At 61.8% G+C, this 16,154-nt stretch carries 13 protein-coding genes; 6 read left to right on the top strand and 7 right to left on the bottom strand.

Annotated elements, in window-relative coordinates; all coding sequences use genetic code 11:
• The 3 genes from AC8GFZ_RS07255 to AC8GFZ_RS07265 are packed head-to-tail and all read left to right on the top strand — an operon-like array spanning position 1 to position 2,950.
• Complete coding sequence (locus tag AC8GFZ_RS07255) at positions 1-1,089, top strand: beta-propeller domain-containing protein (protein ID WP_506643796.1); 1,089 nt, start codon at positions 1-3, stop codon at positions 1,087-1,089.
• Positions 1,070-1,915, top strand: coding sequence for a D-glutamate cyclase family protein (locus AC8GFZ_RS07260; RefSeq protein WP_506643798.1), 846 nt, complete (start codon positions 1,070-1,072; stop codon positions 1,913-1,915). The genes AC8GFZ_RS07255 and AC8GFZ_RS07260 overlap by 20 nt, the downstream gene beginning before the upstream one ends.
• 54 nt (positions 1,916-1,969) lie before the next feature.
• Positions 1,970-2,950, top strand: a complete 981-nt coding sequence (locus AC8GFZ_RS07265; RefSeq protein WP_506643800.1) for a tripartite tricarboxylate transporter substrate binding protein — start codon at positions 1,970-1,972, stop codon at positions 2,948-2,950.
• 118 nt (positions 2,951-3,068) lie between these two features.
• On the opposite strand, the gene AC8GFZ_RS07270 is transcribed toward AC8GFZ_RS07265, so the two are convergent.
• The 6 genes from AC8GFZ_RS07270 to AC8GFZ_RS07295 all read right to left on the bottom strand — a co-directional run bounded on the left by AC8GFZ_RS07270 (position 3,069) and on the right by AC8GFZ_RS07295 (position 13,803).
• Complete coding sequence (locus AC8GFZ_RS07270; RefSeq protein ID WP_506643802.1) at positions 3,069-4,463, bottom strand: efflux transporter outer membrane subunit; 1,395 nt, start codon at positions 4,461-4,463, stop codon at positions 3,069-3,071.
• Positions 4,460-7,642, bottom strand: a complete 3,183-nt coding sequence (locus tag AC8GFZ_RS07275) for an efflux RND transporter permease subunit (RefSeq protein WP_506643804.1) — start codon at positions 7,640-7,642, stop codon at positions 4,460-4,462. Before AC8GFZ_RS07275 ends, AC8GFZ_RS07270 begins: the two co-directional genes overlap by 4 nt.
• The gene (locus AC8GFZ_RS07280) at positions 7,639-10,752 is read right to left on the bottom strand and encodes a multidrug efflux RND transporter permease subunit (RefSeq protein WP_506643806.1); all 3,114 of its coding nucleotides are present in this window, start codon (positions 10,750-10,752) and stop codon (positions 7,639-7,641) included. The genes AC8GFZ_RS07275 and AC8GFZ_RS07280 overlap by 4 nt, the downstream gene beginning before the upstream one ends.
• Before the next feature lie 52 nt (positions 10,753-10,804).
• Positions 10,805-12,310 carry an MdtA/MuxA family multidrug efflux RND transporter periplasmic adaptor subunit gene (locus AC8GFZ_RS07285; protein WP_506643808.1) on the bottom strand — a complete coding sequence of 502 codons (1,506 nt, stop codon included), beginning with the start codon at positions 12,308-12,310 and terminating at the stop codon, positions 10,805-10,807.
• A 95-nt stretch (positions 12,311-12,405) separates the two neighbouring features.
• The gene (locus tag AC8GFZ_RS07290; protein WP_506643810.1) at positions 12,406-12,600 is read right to left on the bottom strand and encodes a DUF2905 domain-containing protein; all 195 of its coding nucleotides are present in this window, start codon (positions 12,598-12,600) and stop codon (positions 12,406-12,408) included.
• Between the two features lie 81 nt (positions 12,601-12,681).
• The gene (locus AC8GFZ_RS07295) at positions 12,682-13,803 is read right to left on the bottom strand and encodes a class I SAM-dependent methyltransferase (RefSeq protein ID WP_506643812.1); all 1,122 of its coding nucleotides are present in this window, start codon (positions 13,801-13,803) and stop codon (positions 12,682-12,684) included.
• A gap of 56 nt (positions 13,804-13,859) precedes the next feature.
• Here AC8GFZ_RS07295 and AC8GFZ_RS07300 point away from each other — a divergent pair, with 56 nt between their 5' ends.
• From AC8GFZ_RS07300 to AC8GFZ_RS07310, 3 genes are read left to right on the top strand one after another with little or no spacing between them, the layout of a single operon-like run.
• Entirely contained in the window at positions 13,860-14,645 is a 786-nt protein-coding gene (locus tag AC8GFZ_RS07300; protein WP_506643814.1) for an SDR family oxidoreductase, read from the top strand.
• Positions 14,642-15,031: a dihydroneopterin aldolase gene (locus AC8GFZ_RS07305; protein ID WP_506643816.1), complete on the top strand. Its 390-nt coding sequence runs from the start codon at positions 14,642-14,644 to the stop codon at positions 15,029-15,031. The genes AC8GFZ_RS07300 and AC8GFZ_RS07305 overlap by 4 nt, the downstream gene beginning before the upstream one ends.
• A 9-nt stretch (positions 15,032-15,040) precedes the next feature.
• Complete coding sequence (locus AC8GFZ_RS07310; RefSeq protein WP_506643818.1) at positions 15,041-15,409, top strand: dihydroneopterin aldolase; 369 nt, start codon at positions 15,041-15,043, stop codon at positions 15,407-15,409.
• A gap of 96 nt (positions 15,410-15,505) precedes the next feature.
• Here AC8GFZ_RS07310 and AC8GFZ_RS07315 read toward each other — a convergent pair whose 3' ends face one another.
• On the bottom strand, positions 15,506-16,141 hold the full coding sequence (locus tag AC8GFZ_RS07315; RefSeq protein WP_506643820.1) for an aromatic-ring-hydroxylating dioxygenase subunit beta: 636 nt from the start codon (positions 16,139-16,141) through the stop codon (positions 15,506-15,508).
• Between the last annotated feature and the right edge of the window lie 13 nt (positions 16,142-16,154).

Below are 16,154 nucleotides of genomic sequence, written 5' to 3' on the forward strand. Positions count from 1 at the left end.
ATGGGCAAGGGGCAACTGCACCCGAGCGAAACGCTTTGGCACACCGATGCGCACACCGGTGCGCGGGTGCGCCAGGTGACCTCCGCCGCTTGCATTCACCACCACCCCTTCTTTTTTGTACCAGCGCATGACCAAGCCATGCGCTACACGTTTTTTGTGTCGCACCGCAGCGGACAGCCGCAAATTTATGCCGAGCTGCGTGCCAGCGGTCAGTTGTTGCAGTTGACCGATCATCCCCACCTGGTCCCCTGGTCACTGCACCCCACGCACGATGGCCGCCACCTGTTGTTCACCACCCAAAGCGGTGCCCATCGGCTCGACATGGAGACCTTGCAAGAAGAGGTTCTGGTAGCTTTTGAGCAGCAGCCCAACCAGGTCGAAGGCATGGTGGGTGCTGCCATGGGCACCACCACCTTGTCGGGTGACGACCGCACCTGGGCCATCCCAGTGCGCCACGGCGGGCGCTCGCACATGCTGTTCATCGACTTGGAACAGCAAACCACGCACGAAGCTTTTGACAACACCATCATCGGGCATCCGCAGTTTTGCCCAGATGACCCCCAGCTCATTTTTTATGCCGGGCCGATGACCGATCGCCTGTGGATTGGCAGCGTCGATGGGCGCCGCCATGAGCGCTTGTACCAACGCGAGAGCGACCAGCAGTGGATCACCCATGAAAGCTGGATTCCCGGCACCCTGGAGTTGGCCTTTGTCGACTGGCCGCGGGGCATGCAAGCCATCCATGTGCACACCGGTGCCAGGCGGTGGGTCAGCCACTTTCCCGCATGGCATGCGTTTCCAGATGCCACTGGCCAGACCTTCGTGTGCGACACCAACTTTCCAGACATCGGCCTGCACACCTTCGCCGCACGCGGCGAACCCAGCACGGGCCGCGTGCTGTGCCAATCGATGGCCACATCCATCGGCACGCATTGGAATGGGCCCTTTCCCTACAACCACGGGCCCGTGCAGGTGTATGCCCCGCAACACACCCATCCGCACCCGCGTTTTTCACCCGATGGCCGCTGGGTGATCTTCACCTCCGACCGCTCTGGATACGCGCAGTTGTATGAGTGTGAAGTCCCATGACCCACCCACCGCCATTCACACCATGGACCTGAGCGGTTTGCCCCAACTCGATGCCGAGCCTGCGCCCCATGAGGCGCAACGCGTACGCTCGCTGATTCGACAAGCCACGATCACCGGGACCAGTCGTGGACAAGCGATGGGTTTTTTGCAATGCAATTTGGCTATTTTGCCCAAAGCACACGCAGATGATTTTTGGCTGTATTGCCAACGCAATGCACGAGCTTGCCCAGTGCTGGAAGTGACGCAACCTGGTCGCACCGAGCCGCAGCGTTTGGCACCTGGCGCGGATTTGCGCACCGATTGCGCACGATATGCCGTGTTCATCCACGGCCAACGGCAAGCCGATCGGACCGATATCGTGGATGTGTGGCGCAACGACTTGGTCACATTTTTGATCGGTTCGGGCATCACCTTTGACCAGGCCTTTGAGCAATCGGGCATTCCGACCCATACCGATCGCTGGGTGCTCACGACCACACTGCCGACGCAAGCAGCAGGGATTTTTTGCGGACCTTTGATCGTCACCATGCGCTGGCTCACACCCGAACACGCGCAACTGGCCCATGAAATCAGTGCGCGCTTTCCGTTGAACCACGGCGCGCCCGTTCATGTTGGCGACCCAGCCGAGATCGGTGCCGATTTGGCGCACCCTTTGTTTGGCGGTCCCGTGCCAGCTTTGCCCAAAGGAAAAGTCGCTGTGTTTTGGGCCTGCGGCGTGACACCCCAGGCCGCCGCAGAGGCAGCAGCCCTGCCCTTGTTCATCGCGCATGCACCGGCGCACAGTTTCATCACCGATGTGCGGGCCGCAGGATTGATGACGGCTTGAGTGCCGCTCGATTCAGCACCGCTTTGTTTGAACCCCGCAACCGAGGCAACCACCATGACCACCTTTGAGAAAAAAATTTCGCGCCGCCATTTGCTAGCTGCCGCCGCCGGCACCACCCTTGCGCCCCATGGTTGGGCACAGGCTTACCCGGACAGACCGGTCAAAATCATTGTCCCCTTTGCCCCGGGTGGCCCCAGCGACATCATGGGCCGCTGGTTGGCGCAGCGCCTGGGTGAGAGAACGGGCAAATCGTTCGTGGTGGAAAACATCGCTGGTGCAGGCGGGAACATTGGCATGGGTGCTGCCGCCAGGGCCCCTGCCAATGGTTTGACTTTGTTGCTGGCCTCTTCCACCTATGTGGTCAATCCCAGTCTTTACAAGACGGCCACCTACGATCCAATCAAAGACTTCGTACCTATTTCAATGGTGGGTGAATCGCCCCATGTGTTTTTTGTCCACCCGTCTGTGAATGCACAAAACATGCGTCAACTCATCGAACGCGTGCGCGCCCAACCGGGCAAGTTCAGCTATGTATCGGCAGGATCGGGCACGATCGCCCACTTGTCCGTAGAGCAACTCAAAATCAGCCTGGGCCTGGACGTGACGCACATACCGTTTAAGGGTGCAGGGCCAGCGGTCCAATCTGTGGTCAGTGGTGAGATCGCATTGGGTTGCACCACCTTGCCGCCGGTCAAAGAGTTGGTGCGCGCTGGCTTGTTGCGTGCCTTGGCGGTGACCAGTGCGCAGCGCTTTGCCTCGGCCCCGCTCATCCCCACCATGACCGAGTCGGGCTTGAATGATCAAGAGTCATCGACCTGGCAGGCCCTGATGGCCCCCACTGGCACGCCAGCGGCCATCGTGTCGTTTTTGCACCGCGAAATCGTGTCCATCGTCAACGGCCCTGGTATGCGTGAGAATTTGGTGGAGATGGGTTTCAACGCGATCGCCAACCAGCCCGCAGAACTCAGCCATCAAATCAACTCTGAAATAGACCGTTGGCGGCGTGTGATTCAGGCTTCGCGCATTGAGGCTTGAGTCGACGACCTAGACAATTCAATGTGCCAAGAAAAAAACCACCGCCATGGCTGTGGTTTCTCAATGGGTCAGCCCACACCAGAGGTAATGCTACTTAGCGCCCATTGCCAATCTTGAGTTAGCCCAAGGATGGCTCAGGCCATCGCCCAGCCAGGTTCTTCAGCAAGGCATTGATGGCCACCAAGCGGCGGGTTTGCACATCAATCAAGCTGCGCTCGGCGCTGAGTTCGCTGGTTTGGGCGGTGACCACCGCCAAGTAACTGACCGCACCAGCCCGGTACTGCGCATCGGTGATGGACAAATTGCGCCGTGCGGCTTGCAAGGCCTGCGCTTGGGCCTGGGCTTGCAAAGCCAACTGCGCGGCGGCCACCAAGTTGTCTTCCAGCTCTTGCATGGCGGTCAGCACGGTTTGTCGGTAGGTGGCCACGCTGGCATCGCGCGCTGCCATTGCGTCGGCTCGGGCAGAGCGGCGCAAACCGCCATCAAACACCGATTGAACCAATGACGGGCCCACCGACCAAAAGACATTGGAAGCACCCACCAAACTGCCAAAGTCTTGGTTGCGGTAGCCGGCGTTGGCCGACAAGGTGAGCGCAGGGAAAAAGGCCGCCTGGGTCACCCCCACTTGGGCGTTGGCAGCGGCCACACGCCGCTCGGCAGCAGCCACATCGGGCCGGCGCAACAACAAGGCGGTGGACAAACGCGTGGGCAATTCGGGCACCACCCAAGCTTGGGTGCGCACCCCCAAGGCCAGGGCCGATGGTGGCTGACCCAGCAGCACCGCCAAAGCATGGCCCAATTGTGTGCGCTGGGTGCGCACGTCCAACCTTTGGGCTTGGGCGGTTTGCCATTGCAACTGCGCTTGGGCCACATCGGCAGCGGACACCACACCGGCTTGGTAGCGGTATTCGGTCAGCTGCAAAGACTTTTCATAGGCCTGCACCGCCATGTCGAGCACGGCCAATTGTTGGTCAGCACTGCGCACCGACAAATAGGTTTGCACCAAGGTGGATTGGGCCGACAAACGCGCTGCGGCCAAGTCCTCGCGGCTGGCTTGCAAACGGGCGTCGGCCGCACGGTTCAAACCACTCACCCGGCCCCACAGATCCACTTCCCAAGAAACGGGTGCGCTCAAGCTGTAATTGGTACCGGTCACCGTGGCCGGTGTGTTTTCGCTGCGCGACACACCCACGTTGGCATTCACCGTGGGAAACAAGCTGGCTTGGGCCGTGCCCACTGCGGCCTGGGCTTGGCGCACCCCAGCAGCCATGGCTTGCAAGTTGTGGTTGCCCAGCACCAATTGCCGCTGCAAATCGTCCAACACCGGGTCTTGAAACAGCTGCCACCAGGACGGGTCGGCGGCGGGCACATCACTGGCCGACTGCCATGGGCCAATGGCCGCTGGTGTGGGCAAGCTCAGGGCGGGCATGGGTTGGGGCTTGAGCCAACCGCAGGCCGTCAACAGCAGGGCCATGCTGAACAGCATGCATCGATGGGGTGAAACAAGGCTCATGTCGGCCTCCATTGTGCAGCCGCAGATTTGGGGTCCACAGATGGGCTGCCCGACCACAACCGGGGCCCGAGAACGCGCTGGCGCAAACGCTCCAAGCCCACAAACACCACCGGTGTGGTGTACAGGGTCAGCAGCTGGCTGAGCAGCAAACCACCCAACACCGACAAGCCCAAGGGCCAGCGCAGCTCGGCACCGTCGCCACGGCCCAACGCCAAGGGCAAGGCCCCCAGCATGGCGGCCAAGGTGGTCATCCAAATGGGGCGCACGCGCAATTGGCAAGCCTGGTAGATGGACTGGGCTGCGCTCCAGCCTTGGCGTTGCCGCACCAAGGCAAAGTCGATCATCAAAATCGCATTCTTTTTGACAATGCCAATCAGCAAAATCACCCCGATCATGGCGATGATGGAGAACTCGGTATCAAACACCATCAAGGCCAACAAAGCACCCACACCGGCTGAGGGCAAGGTGGACAAAATGGTGATGGGGTGCAGCAGGCTTTCATACAGCACACCGAGCACCAAATACAGCGTGACCAAGGCGGCCAAGATCAGCAAGGGTTGGGTCTCCAACGAGCGCTGGTAGGCATTGACGGTGCCCGAGAAACTGCCGCGCACCGAGACCGGGATTTTCAATTCACCCAAGGCTTTGTCCATCGCTTCGGTGGCTTGCGACAGCGATACCCCGGGGACCAAGCTGAAACTGATGGTGTCCGATGGCACGCCGCCTTCGTGGCTGACCGACAAGGCGGTGTGGGTCATCTCCAAACGGGCGAAAGCGCTCAAGGGCACGGCCTGGCCACTGGCATTGATGAATTGCATTTGCTGCAAAGACTCGGGTCCTTGCAGGTGCTGGGGCGCCAACTCCATCACCACCCGGTACTGGTTCAGGGGGTGGTAGATGACACCCACTTGGCGCTGGCCGTAGGCGTTGTTCAAGGTGGCGTCGATCATGCGCATGTTCAGGCCCAGCCGCGCCAAGGCATCGCGGTCGATCACCAAGGTGGTTTGCAAGCCCCGGTCTTCATAGTCGGTGTTGACATCTTCCAACTCGGGCAAACGGCTCAGGGCCATGCGGATGCGCGGCTCCCACAGGCGCAGGTCCTCCAAGTCGTCGGTTTTCAAGGTGTACTCGTACTGGGCACTGGAGACGCGCGCACCGATGCGCAGATCTTGGCCGGGCACCAAAAACAAAGAAGCACCGGCTTGTTTGGCGAGCTTGGGGCGCAATCGCGCCACCACTTGGTCGGCCGATACATCACGCTGATCGCGCGGCTTCAAGGACAAAAACATTTGCGCCGAATTGCGCCTTCCACCACCGGTGAAGCCGGTGACACTCTCCACCGCCGGATCGGCGCGCACGATGGCGATGAACTCGTCCAAGCGTTTTTGCATGGCTTGAAACGAGGTGCTTTGATCGGCCCGGATGGAGCCAAAAATGCGCCCTGTGTCTTGCTGCGGAAAGAAACCCTTGGGAATGGTTTTGTACAAATACACATTCAGCCCAATGGCCGCCAACAGCACCAACCACATCACCGGTTGATGGCGCAGCGCCCACGCCAAGCTGGTGCGGTACAGGCGCCCCGCTTTGGGCCGACGCGCCCACCAGCGCCGCCAGCGACTGGCGCCCTGCATTGCCACCACTGGCGTTGCGGGTCGCACCGGTACATGGGCTTGCAACAAAGCCGCACACATCATGGGGGTGGTGGTCAACGAGACCCACAGCGAGATGAGGATGGCCAAGGACAGCACCACCGCAAACTCATGGAACAAGCGGCCCAGCACCCCGCCCATGAGCAAAATGGGAATGAACACCGCGATCAAGGACAAGCTGATGGACACCACGGTGAAACCAATTTCGCGGCTGCCGCTGAGCGCGGCCTCCTTGGGTGTGGCACCCCTCTCCAGGTGCCGGGTGATGTTCTCCAGCACCACGATGGCGTCATCCACCACAAAGCCGGTGGCAATGGTCAAGGCCATCAAGGACAAGTTGTTCAGGCTGTAGCCCAGCAAATACATGCCGGCAAAGGTGCCCGCCAGCGATACCGGCACCGCCACGCTGGGGATCAGGGCCGAGCGCAGGCGGCGCAAAAACAAACCCACCACAACGATCACCAAGCCCACTGAGATGGCCAGCGCCTTTTGGATTTCGGCCAAGGAGGCGCGGATGGTCAAGGTGCGGTCGGACACCACCTGCATGTCCACCGCGGCCGGGATGGCCGCTTGCAACACCGGCATCAGGGCGCGCACCCGGGCCACCGTCTCAATCACATTGGCATCGGGCTGCTTGTTGAGCAAGATCAAAATCGCCGGCTCGCCATTGGCCACGCCGTAGTTGCGCACATCTTGCACCGAGTCGCTGACCTGGGCCACGTCGCCCAAGCGCACCGCGCGGCCATCGCGGTAGCGCAGCACCAAGGGGGTGTAATCGTCGGCGCGGCTGGCTTGGTCGTTGGCACCGATTTGCCAGCTGCGCTGGGCATCCTCCACCTGGCCTTTGGGCCGGTTGGCGTTGGTCGCGGCCACGGCCGTGCGCACGTCTTCCAGTGCCAGACCTTGGCTGGCCAGTTTGGCCGGGTCGATTTCGATGCGCACCGCTGGCAAAGCGCCACCGCCAATGGTCACCTGCCCCACGCCATCGACCTGCGACAAACGCTGCGACAACAAGGTGGACGCCACGTCATAGAGCTGACCGCGTGAGAGGTTTTTGGAGGTCAAGGCCAATATCAAAATCGGCGCATCCGCGGGGTTGACCTTGCGGTAACTCGGGTTGCTGGGCATGCCCGTGGGCAACAGTGCGCGCGCGGCATTGATGGCCGCTTGCACATCGCGCGCTGCGCCATTGATGTCTCGGCTGAGGTCGAATTGCAAACTCACCCGGGTGCTGCCCAGCGATGAGTAAGAGGTGATTTCATTGACCCCGGCGATCGTGCCCAAGGCCCGCTCCAATGGCGTGGCCACGGTGGCGGCCATGGTCTCAGGGCTGGCCCCTGGCAAATTGGCTTGCACCGAAATCGTCGGGAACTCGACCTGGGGCAAGGGGGCCACCGGCAATTGGAAATAAGCCAACACCCCGGCCAAGGCCAGGCCCAAGGTGATCAAGGTGGTGGCCACCGGTCTGGCCACAAAGGGGGCTGAAAAATGGGGCGCACCATCGGCCCAGGCATCGCGCACGCGTGTCATGCCCGCACCTGTGAAAAGCGACGGGCAAAAAACAAATAAATCACCGGCGTGGTGTACAGGGTCAGCCACTGGCTCAAAATCAAGCCGCCGACCATGGTCACACCCAGCGGTTGGCGCAGCTCGCTGCCCACGCCGCTGCTGAGCATCAAGGGCAAAGCGCTGAGCAAGGCGCACAAGGTGGTCATCAAAATCGGGCGAAAGCGCTGCAAGCAGGCCTGGTGGATGGCCTCGCGCGGGGCCAAGCCTTGCTCGCGCTCGGCGTCGAGTGCAAAGTCAATCATCATGATGGCGTTTTTCTTGACGATGCCTATCAGCAACACTATGCCAATCACCGCGATCATCCCCAGGTCCATGCCCGCCAGCATCAAGGCCAACAGCGCGCCCACGCCGGCCGATGGCAAGGTGGACAAAATGGTGATGGGGTGGATGTAGCTCTCGTACAAAATGCCCAGCACGATGTACATGGTGACCACCGCCGCCAAGATCAGCCACAAGGTGTTGACCAGCGAGGCCTGAAACGCCAATGCCGCGCCTTGGAAGCGGGTTTCGATCGACACCGGCATGCCTTCATCCAACATCTCGGCGCGGGCCGCCTCGATGGCGCGCACCGCCTGGCCCAGCGCAAAACCCGGCGCCGGGTTGAACGACAAGGTGACCGCCGGGTACTGGGCCACATGGGTGATGCTGAGCAAGGCCGGTTTTTCCACCACCTGGGCCAATGACGACAAAGGCACTTGCGCACCACCGGTGGCGGGCACATACAAGCGCTGCAAGGCCGCTGGGCCCAGGCGCTGGGCGCTGGCCACTTCCAGCACCACGCGGTACTGGTTGCTTTGGGTGAAGATGGTGGATATCAAGCGCTGACCAAAGGCGTTGTACAAGGCCGTGTCAATGGCCGACACACTCACCCCCAAGCGGGCAGCGGCTTCGCGGTCGATTTGCACATAGGCCTGCAAGCCCTGGTTTTGGTAATCACTGGCCGGGTCGGTCAGCTCGGGCATGGCGCGCATGCGCTCGATCAAGCGTTGCGACCAAGCGCCCAAAGTTTGAAGATCGGGCCCACTGAGCATGAACTGGTATTGGGTGCGCGCCACCCGGTCTTCAATGCTCAAGTCCTGCACCGGCTGCACAAAGATGCGCATGCCACTGACTTGGTCACTCAGCCGGGTCAGGCGCTCAACCACCACAGGCAGCGCAACATCACGTTGGTCTTTGGGCACCAATTGCAAGGTCATGCGCCCGGTGTTGAGGCTGGTGTTGGTGCCGTCCACGCCGATGAACGAGGTCAGGCTGTGCACCGCTGGGTCGCGCAGCAACACCTCGGCCAGGGCTTGCTGGCGCTGCGCCATGGCGTCAAATGAGGTGGACTGGGTGGCCTCGGTGATGACTTGCAAGCTGCCGGTGTCTTGCAAGGGGAAAAAACCTTTGGGCACCCACAGGTACAAGGCCACGGTGCTGGCCAAGCTCAAACCAAACAGCGCCCACACACGACCTGGGTTGTCCAGCACCCGGCCCAGGCTGCGCCCATAACGCGCAATCCAGCCATCGATGCTGCGCCCCACCGCCAGTGACCAAGCACTGGTGGTTTGCGCCGATGGTGGCCGCAGCAATCGGGCGCACATCATGGGCGTCAAGGTCAGCGAGACCACGGCAGAAATCAAAATCGACACCGCCAAGGTGATGGCGAATTCATGGAACAAACGCCCCACCACATCGGCCATGAACAACAGCGGGATCAACACCGCGATCAGTGAAAAGGTCAGCGAGATGATGGTGAAGCCAATTTGGCGCGAACCGCTCAAGGCAGCGGCCAAAGCGGCCGCACGCCAATCGCCCTTCTGCGCCTCGCCGTCTTTGGCGCGTTGCTCCAAGTGGCGCGCAATGTTTTCGATCATCACGATGGCGTCATCGACCACAAAGCCGCTGGAGATGGTCAAGGCCATCAAGGTCAGGTTGTTGATCGAAAAACCCGCCAGGTACATCACCCCAAAGGTGCCCACCAGCGACAGCGGCACGGCGACACTGGGGATCAAGGTGGCGGCGGCGTTGCGCAAAAACAAAAAGATCACCATCACCACCAAGGCCACGGCCAGCATCAGCTCGAACTGAACGTCGCGCACCGATGCGCGGATGGTCACCGTGCGGTCGCTCATCACCTGCAGGTCCACCGAGTCGGGGAGTTCGGCGCGCAAGCGCGGCAACAAGGCCTGGATGCGGTCCACGGTTTCAATCACATTGGCACCCGGCTGGCGGCGGACGTGCAACACCACCGCTGGTGTTTGGTTGGCCCATGCGGCCAAGCGGCTGTTCTCGGGTGCCTCGACGATGGTGGCCACATCGCGCAGTCGCAAGGGGTTGCCGTTGCGATAAGCCAGCACCATTTGCCCGTATTCCTGGGCCGAGCGCAGTTGGTCATTGGCGTCGATGGTCGACGCCCGGTTGGGCCCATCCAAACTGCCCTTGGCTTGGTTGACGTTGGCTTGGTTGATGGCCGTGCGCACGTCTTCCAGCGAAAACCCCGCCGCCGCCAAAGCCACCGGGTTGACCTGTACCCGCACTGAAGGGCGCTGGCCACCGGCGATGCTCACCAAGCCCACACCCGAGACCTGCGACAGGCGCTGGGCGATGCGGTTTTCCACCATGTCGCTGACCTGGGTGATGGGGCGCGAAGGCGAGCTCAGGGCCAAACTCAATATCGGGGCATCGGCCGGGTTCACCTTGCTGTAGGTGGGCGGCATGGGCAAGTCGTTGGGCAACAAATTGGCCCCCGCGTTGATGGCGGCCTGCACCTGCTGCTCGGCCACGTCCAGGGCCAGGTCGAGCGAGAAGCGCAAGGTAATGATGGAAGCACCGCCCGAGCTGACCGAACTCATCAAATCCAGGCCGGGCATCTGACCGAACTGCCGCTCCAAGGGGGCGGTGATGGACGAAGTCACCACCTCGGGGCTGGCCCCGGGGTACAAGGTGGACACCTGGATGGTGGGGTAATCCACCTGGGGCAAGGCGGCGATGGGCAACCACCGGTAGGCCAAAGCGCCAGCGATCAACATGGCCACCATCAGCAAGGAGGTGGCCACCGGGCGCAGGATGAACAAGCGCGAGAGGTTCACCACCGCTCCCCTGGTGTCGCAGCAAGCCGCTGCGGGCACACCCGGGCGCTCATCAGGGCTCCTGGGATTGGCGGCGCTCGCGCATGCGCTGGAAGAAAGCGCGGCGCTCTTCGGGCGACATGTTTTTCACCCGTTCTTGCACTTCGGGGGGCAATCGGTCCATCCACGCGGGACGCCCCGAACCGCCACCGGCTGGGCCTTCGGGCGCACCGGCAGGGGGGGGTGTGGGCGCGGCGGCAGTCGCAGGTGGGCTGGCTCCCGCTGGTGGTTTGGCTGCGCCCGCAGGCGGCACGCCAGGCGCGGTGGGTTTTGCGTCTTTGGCTCCGCCCACCGCCGCCGCTCGCGGCGGGGCCGACTTGACCACCTCGACCTTGCTGCCATCGCGCAAACGGTCGGCACCATCGGTGACCACTTTGTCACCGGCTTGGATCGGCCCGCGAATGGCTTGCCAGTCGCCGTCTTGGGCATCGAGCTGCACCACTTTGGTCAGCACCGAGTTGTCGGCTTGCACCACATACACAAACGTGCCAGCGGCACCGCGCTGAATCGCCGCACTGGGCACGGCCAAGCTGTCTTTGAGGGTGTCCAACTCCAAGCGGATGTTGGCAAATTGATTCGGAAACAAACTGCCATCGGCATTCGGAAAAGTGGCTTTCAAGCGCAGGGTGCCAGTGGCCAGGTCGATGGCGTTGTCGGTGCTGCTCACCCGCCCTTGGGCCAACATCTGTTTGGCCTCGCGGTCCCACACCTGCACCGGCAACACCTGGCCCGAGCGCAGTTTGCGCTGGATCAGGGGCACATGGATTTCGGGCACCGCAAACAACACGGCCATCGGATCGGTTTGGTTGATGCTGACGATGCCATTGGCGTCGCCCGCGCGCACCAAGCTGCCCAGCTCGGTTTGCTTGAGGCCTAAACGACCAGAGATCGGGGCCACCACCCGGGTGTGGGTGAGTTGCAGTTTGGCCGCATCCAATTGGGCCTGGTCAGACTGCACCGTGCCTTGCAACTGGCGCACCAGGGCTTGCTGCGACTCCACTTGCTGGCGTGCGATCGCGTCTTTTTCCAACAGACCTTGATAGCGTTGCAAATCGAGTTGCGCATTGCGCAGTTGCGCCACATCGCGCGCCAACTGTCCTTCGGCCTGGGCCAGTTGAGCCTGGGCATTGCGGTCATCGATCTCGGCCAGCACATCGCCCGCGCGCACCATTTGCCCCTCAGAAAACCGCAGGGCTTTGAGTTCGCCATCGATCTTGGCGCGCACCACCGCGGTGTTCAAGGCCGTCAAGGTGCCTATGGCCTGGATGGTTTGGCGCACGTCCATGCGCTGCACCTCGGCCGCGCTGACGGCTTGGTTGCGCCCACCGCCAAAGCGCCCACCCTTGGCGCTGCCCCCTTTGCCCTCGCCCTTGGCCTCACCCGCCATGTCGGCAGCCATGGGACGCCAATAAAAGTACCAAGTCCCGGCACCGGCCAAGGCCAGCGCGAGCACGGCCAAAGCCACATAACGCCCCGTTTTTCGGGCGCGGCGATGGGGTGACAAAGGGGACAGAGACATGGGGACAAAAGGGGTGAAATGAGCCCGATGTTAACCACTGGGCATGAAAGCCATGGCCCCAGGTGGCAGACCCCGTGGGGGGTGCAGGGAATGGTTCAAAGCAGCCGGGATACCCCAGCGGCCAACAAGCTGAGCACCAGCGTGGTGGTGATGGGCAGGAACCAGTCGCGTCCAAAAAGGCGAAACTGAAGGTCACCTGGCAAGCGACCAAAACCGATTTTGCGCAACCACGGCATCAGTCCATTGAACAAAATCAGTGCCAAAAAAACAACCAGCAACCAGCGCCACATCAAAACACCCCCGGGGTGTGGGCCGGCTTGCGGCCTGTGGTTGATCCTGGCCCCCAGGAGGATGCGCGATGCACACCTGTTTCAAAGGGCATGGGTGCGGTCTCCGTGTTCAAAGCCCATGGGCGTCCAAGCAGGGCCACTGCCCAGCACCAGCACCTTGAACAACTCGCCCATTTCGTGCTCATGGATCAAGGTCAAAGCGGTGTGGCGCTGCGCGATGGGCAAGCCCTCGAGCAAAGGCAAGATGCCACAGTTGAGCAAGTAATTGGCTTGCGAGGTGTAACCCAACACCTGCAAGCCGGCGTCTTGGGCGGCCACGGCCAAGCCGGTGAAATTGACATGGGCGGTGATGTCTTTGAGACCCACATCGGCCAGCGGGTCGCTGTCGGCGCGGTGGGCGCGGTGGCACATCACGGTGCCCATGTGGCGCTGCGGGTGGTAGTACTCGCTTTCAGGGAAACCATAGTCCAGCAACATCACCACCCCGGGCCGATGGCTGCGCTGCAAGCGCTCGGCCAAGCTGCGCACAAAGGCCTCGGCCTGGGGATGGACCTCGGTGAGGTAGTCGTGCTCGCCTTCGATATCCACCGGCGGACGGGCGCTGCTGGTTCGGTCCTGCCAAGCCCAAGCGCGCTCAGCGCCGGGCGCTGCGGCCACCACGCCGCGCTCATGCCATTGGCCTTGGCTGCGCTGCAACAACTGAACCGGCATGGCGTCCATGACCTCGTTGCCCAGCACCACGCCGTCGATCGCTTCAGGCCATTCGCTCAACCACTGCACTTGTTGGGCGTGGTCACGCAAGGTGGCTTGTTGGCGCTCGCGCAAGGCGCCCGACAGCTCGATGATGGTGTAGCGTTTCACGGCGTCGCCCAAACCCGCCAGCAGTTGCAGCGCCAAATCCCCGGTACCGGCGCCAAACTCCCAAATGCAGTCGGTGCCGGTGTGTTCCAAGGCCTGGCGCACTGGATGGACCAGGGTACGGCCAAACCACGGGCCCAAAGTGGGGGCGGTGACAAAGTCGCTTTGCGCCGGGTCTTGCCCAATGAAGCGGTCTTGTCGGCTGTAATAGCCCAGGCCAGGGGCATACAAGGCCAGGGCCATGAAACGGTCAAAGCCGAGCCAGCCGCCGGCACTGGCCATGGAGCGCTCGATCAAGCGCTGCAGCGGCGGGGCAGCAGGTGGAGAAAAAGGCGGTACATTCATGGCCTCTTCATCCTACCTTGTTGCCACTGCCTCGCAGGGGCCAACGTTTTTTTCACATGCACGATTGGGTTTTGGTCACAGGCGCTGCGCACCGACTGGGTCGTGAAATCGCCCTGGCTTTTGCGCGCAGCGGCTGGAGCGTGGTGTGCCATTACCAACGCTCTGAATCGGCCGCCCATGCGCTGGTGGGCGAATTGCAAAGCTTGGGCGTGTCAGCAGCAGCGGTGGGGGGCGCACTCGATACTGGCGAAGCGGTGGCCCAGGTGTTTGCCCAAGCCCAGGTGCATGCCGGGCCAAACTTGCGCTGCATTGTCAACAACGCCTCCTTGTTTGAGCCCGACAGCGGGCACGACTTCAGCGACGATTTAGCACTGCAACAGCTGCGGGTGAACCTGCTCGCGCCCATGCACATGGGCCAGCACTTGGCCCGCTTGCATGCCCACAGCCCAGCTGGGCGGGCCAGCGTGGTGCATGTGCTGGACCAAAAGGTGTTCAACCTCAACCCCGATTATTTTTCCTACACCTTGTCCAAGGTGGGCTTGGAGCGCGCCGTGCGTTTGCAAGCCCAAAGCCTGGCCCCGCAAATTCGGGTGAATGCCGTGGCCCCCGGCTTGATGTACCTGAGTGGGCCGCAAACCCAGGCCAACTTCGACATGGCAGCCCAGGTGAATTTGCTGCGCCGACCGATCGACCCCAAAGACGTGGCGCAAGCAGCGGTGTTTTTGGCCCAAACCGCATCCATCACCGGCACCTGCATCCAAGTCGACAACGGCCAGCATTTGGTGCCGCTGGCGCGCGATGTGCTGTTTGTGGTCGACGACATGCTCTCATCCCAACCATGACACCCTTTTTACTGCAACACCACCGCCGGCTTTTTTTGCGCGGCCTGCAAGTGCAAGCGCGCATTGGCATCCACGATTTCGAGCAACAAGCGACGCAGCGTTTGATCATTGACGTCGATTTGTATGTGTCCTTGGCCGACACCCAGGTCAGCAACGACCAATTGGATGAAGTGGTGGATTACGACTTTGTGCGCCAAGTGGTGCAGCAACGTGTGGCCCAAGGCCACATTGGTTTGCAAGAGACTTTGTGCGACGACATCATGACCGCCTTGCTGGACCACCCCGGCGTGCAGGCGGCACAGGTGTCCACCCGCAAGCCCGATGTGTACCCCGACTGCGATGCAGTCGGCGTGGAAATTTTTCGCGCCAAGCCCGGCGTGGTGTAAGGCATTGACATGGCCAGCAAAGGCACCCAAACCCTGAGCCTCACGGGGCTGCGCTTTGACGCCAACTTAGGGATCTTGCCGCAAGAGCAGCACGCGCCCCAACCCATTCAGGTTGATGCCGAACTCAACCTGGGTTCACAACCGCTGATGCCCAGCGACGATGACATCACCCATGTGCTGGACTACCGCAAGGTGCGCAGCATCATCATTGCCGAATGCACCGCCGAGCATGTCAATTTGCTCGAGAGCCTGATCGGCAAATTGGCCTCGCGCCTGATGGGTTTGCCCGGTGTGCTGGGGGTGCGGGTGAAGATCGCCAAATTGGCCATCTTTGACGACTGCGAGGTCGCCATCCACATGGAAACCGGTCAGTGGTGAAGCGCTGAACCAGGCCTGCATCCGCCGGTCCACGCCAGACGCGCAGCACCAGCGCCCGCCAGAGACCGCTGGATTTTCAAGCGGCTCTGAATGGCTTCACACCCAGGCTTGGATCACGTAGTCGTAAGCGCCTTGGGCGTTGGCCATGTCGACGCGCTGCAATTTGATTTTCCAATCGCTGCCCACGCGCACCAAGCTGTGGCGGTAACTGCCGGCAAAGTGGCGCACATTGTCGCGACGCAACTCCAGCATGTGAAAGCGTGAATACACCTCGAGCGTGTCTTTGTCGGCATGCTCGATCATCACATTGCCCACGATGTGGTTGGTCGACCAATTGGCCGCTTGCGACCAGGCATTGGGGTGTTGCAAACGGCCCATGCGCACTTCCATCAGCAATGGGTCCTCGGCAAAGATCGAAGCCTGGCTGGCCCAATCGGTCTGATCGGGGTTGGACGGCATCCAATACACGCCGTCATCGCTGAACAAGGCGATCCAATCGGCCCAGCATTTGGCATCGAGCATGGCCGCTTGGCGAAACAGCAGCGTTTGCACCTGGTGCATCACGGCTGGGTCGACCTGGGCCACCGATTGCGGCACATAGCCTTGTGCCGGCACGCGGGCGCGGCCCATGTGGTCGGGGGCGATCGATTCGGCACCGGTCATGGAATGCACCGCCTCGATGATGACGCCGCTGCCCAGGGCTTGCTGGGTGGTGATGTTGGTTTGGCTCATGTGGTGTGCTCCC

Origin of the sequence: Limnohabitans rimovensis (SeqCode) (genome assembly GCF_965234775.1) — a bacterium.
Classification (GTDB): domain Bacteria; phylum Pseudomonadota; class Gammaproteobacteria; order Burkholderiales; family Burkholderiaceae_C; genus Limnohabitans; species Limnohabitans rimovensis.